The organism is Streptomyces sp. A012304 (assembly GCF_026008495.1).
Classification (GTDB): Bacteria; Actinomycetota; Actinomycetes; order Streptomycetales; family Streptomycetaceae; genus Streptomyces.
On record NZ_BQUN01000030.1, the window covers coordinates 34,638 to 41,679 of the forward strand.

Genomic DNA, 7,042 nt, shown 5'->3' on the forward strand with positions numbered 1-7,042 from the left:
GGGCGCTCCCGCTCGCGACAGTCAGGCCCCGTCTGACCGCTGCTCCGACAACACCATCACCCTCAAGGAGACCCCTCGTGACTACCACTCGGTCCGGAGTCCGCATCGACGCCGACTCCACGACGATGAACACTGCCGTGCCCGGCCCCTGGGCCCTGAAGAGGGCGGTGCTGCACGATGAACTGGGCGGTGAACCGCACTTCGTGCGGTATGCGGCAGCCGACGGCGCGGCTTTGCGAGTGATCTGCCGGGCGGCCACGGATTCCGGCACGGCGTTGCCGGCCAACGAGCTGGCCACCGCCTTCGTTCGCCGCGCGACCGGGCAGGTCCTGGCCCGGCCGCTGCGCGGGCCCGTGGTAGTGCTCGGCGCGGGCCGTGTCGGCGGGCTGTGGCGCTCCGGCGACCTCACCGATTTTCACCGCGCGCTGTTGTACTCCCTCGCCCGTGAGCGAGGCTGCCCGGGTGACTGGGATGTCGCGCTGTGACCGCCGATCTGCCGAGGTATCCGCGTACGCCTCATCTGCCGGGGTCTCCGGGGGCGACGGACGACGACGTCTGGTGCGACTGGTCCAGTTTCGTTCCCGAGCCGGGGCGCGAGCTCGTCACCACGCTCAAGATGGACGGGGCAAACACGACGTTGCACGCGGGCGGTATGTATGGGCGCTCCCGACCGGGCGCAGCCGGCCGTGGCAGAGCCGGATGCGGGCCTTCGCCGCAGCGGTGTGTCCGCTGATCCCGCAGGGAGTACGGGTGTGCGGTGAGGACCTGACCGTTGCGCATTCGATCGTCTACGAGCGGGAGCTCCCGCCGTTCATGGTCTTCTCGGTGTGGGACGGTGACGTCTGCCTGCCGTGGGACGAGACGGTGGCCTGGGCGGACATGCTCGGTCTGCTCACCGTCCCGCTGCTGGCCCGCGGACCGAGGCCGGACGAGCCGCAGCGCCTACGCGAAGCCTTCGACCAGCGCACGGACGTCGAGCGGGACGAGGGGTTCGTGGTGCGCGACGCGCAGGGCTTCGCGCGAGGGGAGTTCGCCGGGCGGGTGGCCAAGTGGGTCCGCAGCGGTCATGTGCGGACCGGAGCGCGATGGCCCGCCAATCATTGATTGCGTAATTGGATTTACCGCAGTAGAGTTGAGGTATCGGTTGCGGCATCGGTCGCGCTGTCTCTCCCGGTGCCGCACCGCGCCCGCTTCGCTGCCACTTCTCAGGACACCGCAATGTCTTCTCGACGCTCCCGTTCCCCGTTCCGCCTCCGCGACGCCGGTCAGCGCGATGTGGAGGTCTTCATGGAGCTGATCCGTCACGCCGATCCCGAGCACCCCTCGCCGTTCCACGCGGCCCGGCTCACCTTGAGCCTCCCGCCGGAACCGCCTCTGTCCCACCAGCTCGACCTCTGTCTCATCGCCGAGGACCAGCGCGGCAAGGCCGTCGGGGCGCTGGTGGCCGGCCCGCCGGAGTGGCTCGTGGCGCATCCCGGGCTGCAGAACTCCGCACTGCTGCTGGACCTGGTGCACCGGATCACCATGATCCACGGAGTGGCTGTCGCACCGCGCTATCGCAGACGCGGAATCGGCCGGGCGTTGATCCGCCAGGCCGAGCAGCGCTACCGAGCACTCGGCTGGGGCCTGTCCATGCTCATCCACGCCCCGTCGCTGGCGACCTACTACGAGCGGCTGGGCTACGTGTCGCACCCGGCGCTCCTGATGAATCTCCCCAGCCCGCACCCTTTCATCGGGCAGGACTTCCTCGACATGCTCACCGCGCTCAAGCCGCTGTCTCCCGACGTCCGCCTGGCCGACGTCGCGTTCGCGCCCGCGCCCGTCATCTCCGGTGTCTTGCCCGGCAGCCAGGTGCCCGAGCATGCCTGGTTCGACGGCGCCGGGCTGTGCTACTGACCTCGCCGTTCCTACCGCCTCCGAGAGCCACCCCATGCCCAACTACGAAGCGGCCGTGCGTGTCCTGACCCAGGACGCGCTCGGCAACCAGCGCTGGAACGGCCTGACTCGTGAATGCGAGTCCATGCCCACCAGCGCGTACCACGAGATGCGCGACGGCGCGGCAGCGATCGTGCAGCGCCTGGCCGGGGCCGTGAACTGGCCCCGGCTGCTGTTCGAGGCGGCTTCCCGTCACCTACGGCTTCACCCCGACCTCGTAGCCGAGGACGACCCGCACTACCCCGCCCCAGTGGACGGCGTGTGTGGCGAATGCCTTCGCGAGGCATTCCTCGCCGACGACACCGGGGCCCAGAACTGGGACGCCCGCCCCGTCGCGCCCCGCGAACACCTGGACACGGACTGGCCCGCGATCGTGGCGGCCGTCTTCCGTCACCGTGCGGCAGCGCACTGGCACCCGTTCAAGGACCAGTAGCCGCCCTCGCGGCCCCTCCCTTCCACCGCCTCACCTCTTCAGGAGCTTCTCGTGCCCGTCGCCCGCTATGCCCTTCAGTACGCCGCCCAACTCGCTGACCTCCTGGGGCCGCAGTGGCGCGCGGCGAGCGCCGACTCGTCGACGTTCGCCGTACTCGAAGGCCCCGGCGTCGAATTCGACGTCCGCACCACCGCACCCGTACGGGCGCACACCCCGGTGGCGGTGTCGACCCGCCCGCGGGGAGATCTGGTCTGGAGCAGGCGCTCGGACTACCGCGGAGAGGCATCAGGGGTCATCGGGGACCCGGGGCCGGTCGCCGATGAGATCCGCTCCCACATCATGCCCGCCTGGCAGGAGCTGGTCACCGAGCTTGAGGCCCGCACGGCCCGGACGCGGGCGGCGATCCGGCACTTCGCTCCCCGCGCCGCCGAGATCACCGGGGCCACCGTCTCCTACGGCTCGCGCCCCGGGGTGGCCGACATCCGCTGGGAGGGAGGCCGCGCCGTGCTGTGGGCGAGCGACGAAGGAGTCATCTCCTCCCCGTGCATCGAGATCACCAGGGCGCGCGGTGCGGCCACCGTGTTCGCCGTGCTGCACAGCGCGGCGGGCACCGCACGGCGGTTCAGCATCGGCGACATCGGCGAGGCGGCCGCCCTGCTCCTCGGCGACGGCTGGAGCGCAACGTCGTCACCGTGGGGCGTCGCCGCACATATCGCGCACCGGGACACCCCCGGCGCCGGCTACACCCTGGCTGTCGCCGAGGGCCACCTGTACGTGTCGGCCGACCTCGTCGACGAGTCCCGCACCTACCTGAACGACGTGTCCGACGCCGACGACCTGGAGGTGCTCGGTGCCTGTGTCTGCGCCGTCGTGCGCCGCTTCCACACCGACATCTGATCTGCACCGGCCGGGGCGCTGTCCGCGCCCCGGCCCCACGTCCACTCTCCTCCGGCAGCACGGACGACCGCAGTCCGTTCGGGCCGGCTTCTGCGCGAAGGCTTCCGTATGCGTCCTCCTGTGCTCCTGGACCTCTCCCCCACCCGAGCCGTGCCGTTCGCCGGCCAGACCATGGGCCAGTGGCTCACCGGCATCCTCGAAGAGATCCGCGATCTGTACCGGGCTGATCAGGTGCCCTGGGTGGTGGGCTACAGCGGCGGCAAGGACTCGACGCTGTGCCTCATGCTCGTGTGGATGGCGCTGGCCGGCCTGCCTCCGGGCGAGCGCACCAAGGTGGTGCACGTCATCAGCACCGACACCGGTGTCGAGAACCCGGTGGTCGCCGCCTGGGTGAACGCCTCGCTCGACTCGATGCGGCGGGCAGCCGCAGAGCAGGGTCTGCCGATCGAGGCGCACCGGCTGACGCCGGCGGTCGAGGACTCGTTCTGGGTGTGCCTCATCGGCCGCGGTTACGCCGCGCCGAGGCCGAAGTTCCGGTGGTGCACAGAACGTTTGAAGATCAAGCCTTCGAATGCGTTCATCCGCGCTGTGGTGGCCGCGTTCGGCGAGGTCATCTTGGTGCTGGGCACCCGCAAGGCCGAGTCGCGGGCGCGGGCGCGGACCATGGCCCGCCACGAGAAGCGCAGGGTGCGCGACCGTCTCAGCCCGAACGGTTCGCTGCCCAACTCCCTGGTGTACTCGCCGATCGAGGACCTCAGCAATGACGAGGTGTGGGAGCTGCTCATGCAGCATCCCAACCCGTGGGGGCACAGCAACAAGGACTTGCTCACCATGTACCAGGGGGCGTCTCCGGACGCCGAGTGCCCGCTGGTCGTGGATTCCACGACGCCGTCGTGCGGCGACAGCCGGTTCGGCTGCTGGACCTGCACGTTGGTCTCCGAGGACAAGTCGATGCAGGCCATGATCAGCAATGACGCGGAGAAGGAGTGGATGTTGCCGCTGCTGGAGCTGCGTAACGCCCTGGACGTGGACGATGACCGGGAACTGAGGGACTTCCGGCGAATGAGCGGGCGGCTTCATCCGTTCAAGGGCCGGCTGGTGCACGGCGCCTATCTGCAGCAGGCCCGTGAGGAGTGGCTGCGCCGGCTTCTGGAGGCGCAGACGTGGATCCGGGCGAACGGGCCGCAGTACGTCCGGGACCTGACCTTGATCACCTTGGAGGAGCTGCGGGCCATCCGGCACGAGTGGGTGTATGTCAAGCACGAGATCGAGGACTCGCTTCCCGGCATCTACCAGTCTGCGACCGGTGAGCCCTATCCGGACCCGCCGGTGGACAGCGCCCTGGCCGTGAACGGTGCCGAGATGGTCGACACCCTGCGCGAGGTGTGCGGGGACGACGAGCAGCAGTTCCTGATGATCCGCGAACTTCTGGGCGTAGAGCGGGTCTTCCGGACGATGACGCGCCGCGCGGGTCTGTTCGACGCCCTGGAGAAGGTCGTCGGCAAGTACGCGTTCGAGGACGAGGAGGACGCTCTCGACTTCGCGCTCAGGCGGGAGCAGCACACGGCCGAGTTGCGGGACCTGCCCGCGGCCGGCGAGCTGCAGCCGTCCCCGCCACCGGAGGAGCGTTCCCCTACGGAGGCGGAGACGTTGGCCGCGGACCTGCGTGCCGCCGGACTGGTGCCGGCCGACACATCGTTGGATGGCCCGTAGGCCGGAACCTCATGGCGTTTGCCGTGCGGCTCCGGCGCCGGGAAGGCCGGCCGGAGCTGTTCAGGCCCCCTTGGCGGCTTCCTTGAGCTTGGACCCGGCGGAGACCTTCGCGCTGTAGCCGGCCGGGATCTGGATCGGCTCGCCCGTCTGCGGGTTCCGCGCGGTGCGCGCCGAGCGGTGGGTGCGCTCGAAGGTCAGGAAGCCGGGGATGGTGACCTTCTCGTCGCCCTTGGCGACGACCTCGCCGACCGTCTCGGCGAAAGCGGTCAGCACGGCATCGACGTCCTTGCGGGCCACCGAGGCTCGGTCGGACAGTGCGGCGATCAGCTCACTTCGGTTCATACAGCATCTCCGTATCTCGTGACATCGCACCGCGGCGGAGCGGCGCGACGGGTCGGTCAATCCTTGCATTCGCCACCGAGCACTCCCGCCGCCTGCGGGGCGGTGCACTGCGGCGACATCTGTACAGTCCACTGACTCAGCCGAGCAGCGTCTGCTTGTGTGCTGGCGGGTCGGGCACGGGGGCGTACGTCATCTGGTCGGCGAGCTGGCGTAGCCCGTCGGGTTCGGAATGTGCATTGGTGATTCCTTCAGCCGCGATTTTGAACTGCTGGAGTCCGCCCGGAAGTGCCCGGTAGCCGCGCTTGACTGCCCACCTCGAGCCCGGCAGGTCACCGTCCTTGAGGTAGCGGTGGGCCAGTTCCCGCGCCGCGCTCACGATGGCCTCGGTCATCTCCCGGACATAGGGGGCCGCCCATCCGTACCAGTCCGGGCGTACGGCATCGGCGAAGGGCGGGCCCTCGACGAGCTGAAGGGCGGCGCGCAGGCATCGCGTGCCGGTCGGCGAGCCGTCGCTCTCGCCCAGGGCAGCAAGTGCGCGGAACTGGCTCCAGTCGCTGGTGACTGACGGGGCGAGGACGTACCCGCTCTCTTGCGTCCACTTGGGGAAGTGGGCGACTCCGAGCCAGGCCCGCAGTCGGCTCATGGCCGTGTTGCGGCTGTCCGCCCGCGTCACTTGTTCCGGCCACAGAGCTGCGTCCATGGCGTGCCGGTCGGTGCCGGGGTTCAGGTGGAGCCAGATCGCGTACTCGGTCAGCCGCGAGAGTCGCTGGGTCTCGACGCGGCCTCGGGCACCGTGCACTTGGGGGGACCCCAGCAACACCAGGTAGATGCCGGCCGACGGCTGGGGGAAGGGCAGCGTGGCCCAGTCGATGGCCTGTTCCCGCTCGACGGGAACAGGAGGCTCTGCCGGTTCCGGGCGGTCATGTTCTGGGAGCGGCAGCGCATGGAGCAGGCCTTCCAGCACGCCGCACGTGATCGCCCACCCCTCGGCGAACATCTCCTCCCGCGCGTCGCCGTCGACGGTGCTCGGCATGGTCCATGGCGCCTCGGGCCGAAGGATCTGCCATGCGGGGTCCTCGGGCCGGCAGAGGGACTGGATGACAACCAGGGCGGCCGCTCGCCAGCGGGCGAGGACGGAGATCGGACTGTTGGCGTCGAGTGTCTCGGCCTCCTGGAGAAGTCGATGAGTGATCTGCCCGAGGCGGTACACGGAACCCGGGTGAAGGAACTCGGGATTCCGGTCGACCGGCACAGGGGCGGTGGAGGGGAGCGCGGAGAGAGTGGTCATGATGCTCCAGATCAGATCCCTTGCTGGACTGCGGTGTTCACTGCTGTCGGAGGCCACTGCTGGTGCGCGCTTGGTTCAGCAGGCCGGTGATGTGCAGGTGGTGCTCCACGTCGCCACGGCGGGCACGTCGGGACAGGCCTCGCGACCGCCTTGCGCCGAAGACGTCACGGGGATGCCGGCCGGTGAAGCCGAGCAGGGGATGGGTGATGAAGCAGCGGGCATGTCTCGCCTCCGTGGCATCGAGGAACCCGGTCGGGTATCTACGTGCCTATAGAGGCGTGAAATGTGGTGTCCGTGTGACATGGAGGTCCGGCTTTTCTGCGCCACGGACGACTCAGGCCCCGGCTGACGCGCCGGGGCCTGAGAGAGAAGTAGCGGGGACAGGATTTGAACCTGCGACCTCTGGGTTATGAGCCCAGCGAGCTACCGAGCTG

Annotated in this window: 8 protein-coding genes; 6 read left to right on the forward strand and 2 right to left on the reverse strand. The window is 69.5% G+C overall.

Translation table 11 applies throughout. From position 1 onward, the window contains the following. Positions 1 to 77 precede the first annotated feature (77 nt). From ALMP_RS06515 to dndC, 6 genes are all read left to right on the forward strand, one after another. Positions 78 to 485, forward strand: coding sequence for a hypothetical protein (locus ALMP_RS06515; protein WP_264925262.1), 408 nt, complete (start codon positions 78 to 80; stop codon positions 483 to 485). Then, on the forward strand, positions 472 to 1,104 hold the full coding sequence (locus ALMP_RS06520; RefSeq protein WP_264925263.1) for an RNA ligase family protein: 633 nt from the start codon (positions 472 to 474) through the stop codon (positions 1,102 to 1,104). Before ALMP_RS06515 ends, ALMP_RS06520 begins: the two co-directional genes overlap by 14 nt. 114 nt (positions 1,105 to 1,218) lie before the next feature. Beyond that, the gene (locus tag ALMP_RS06525) at positions 1,219 to 1,896 is read left to right on the forward strand and encodes a GNAT family N-acetyltransferase (protein ID WP_264925264.1); all 678 of its coding nucleotides are present in this window, start codon (positions 1,219 to 1,221) and stop codon (positions 1,894 to 1,896) included. 34 nt (positions 1,897 to 1,930) lie between these two features. Further along, the gene (locus tag ALMP_RS06530) at positions 1,931 to 2,368 is read left to right on the forward strand and encodes a hypothetical protein (protein ID WP_264925265.1); all 438 of its coding nucleotides are present in this window, start codon (positions 1,931 to 1,933) and stop codon (positions 2,366 to 2,368) included. 51 nt (positions 2,369 to 2,419) lie between these two features. After that, positions 2,420 to 3,265: a hypothetical protein gene (locus tag ALMP_RS06535; protein WP_264925266.1), complete on the forward strand. Its 846-nt coding sequence runs from the start codon at positions 2,420 to 2,422 to the stop codon at positions 3,263 to 3,265. A 108-nt stretch (positions 3,266 to 3,373) separates the two neighbouring features. Beyond that, a complete protein-coding gene (dndC, locus tag ALMP_RS06540) occupies positions 3,374 to 4,978 on the forward strand; it encodes a DNA phosphorothioation system sulfurtransferase DndC (protein ID WP_375803444.1) in 1,605 nt (534 codons plus the stop codon). Between the two features lie 60 nt (positions 4,979 to 5,038). Here the strand turns inward: dndC and ALMP_RS06545 are convergent, their stop codons facing one another. After that, on the reverse strand, positions 5,039 to 5,320 hold the full coding sequence (locus ALMP_RS06545) for an HU family DNA-binding protein (RefSeq protein WP_007490405.1): 282 nt from the start codon (positions 5,318 to 5,320) through the stop codon (positions 5,039 to 5,041). Positions 5,321 to 5,456: 136 nt separating this feature from the next. Beyond that, complete coding sequence (locus ALMP_RS06550) at positions 5,457 to 6,608, reverse strand: bacterial transcriptional activator domain-containing protein (RefSeq protein ID WP_264925267.1); 1,152 nt, start codon at positions 6,606 to 6,608, stop codon at positions 5,457 to 5,459. Between the last annotated feature and the right edge of the window lie 434 nt (positions 6,609 to 7,042).

Bases quoted from the DNA above. Each gene is read 5' to 3' on its own strand.
- ALMP_RS06520 (WP_264925263.1), top strand. From the start codon at position 472: ATGTCGCGCTGTGACCGCCGATCTGCCGAGGTATCCGCGTACGCCTCA.
- ALMP_RS06550 (WP_264925267.1), bottom strand. From the start codon at position 6,608: ATGACCACTCTCTCCGCGCTCCCCTCCACCGCCCCTGTGCCGGTCGAC.
- ALMP_RS06545 (WP_007490405.1), bottom strand. From the start codon at position 5,320: ATGAACCGAAGTGAGCTGATCGCCGCACTGTCCGACCGAGCCTCGGTG.
- ALMP_RS06525 (WP_264925264.1), top strand. From the start codon at position 1,219: ATGTCTTCTCGACGCTCCCGTTCCCCGTTCCGCCTCCGCGACGCCGGT.
- ALMP_RS06530 (WP_264925265.1), top strand. From the start codon at position 1,931: ATGCCCAACTACGAAGCGGCCGTGCGTGTCCTGACCCAGGACGCGCTC.
- dndC (WP_375803444.1), top strand. From the start codon at position 3,374: ATGCGTCCTCCTGTGCTCCTGGACCTCTCCCCCACCCGAGCCGTGCCG.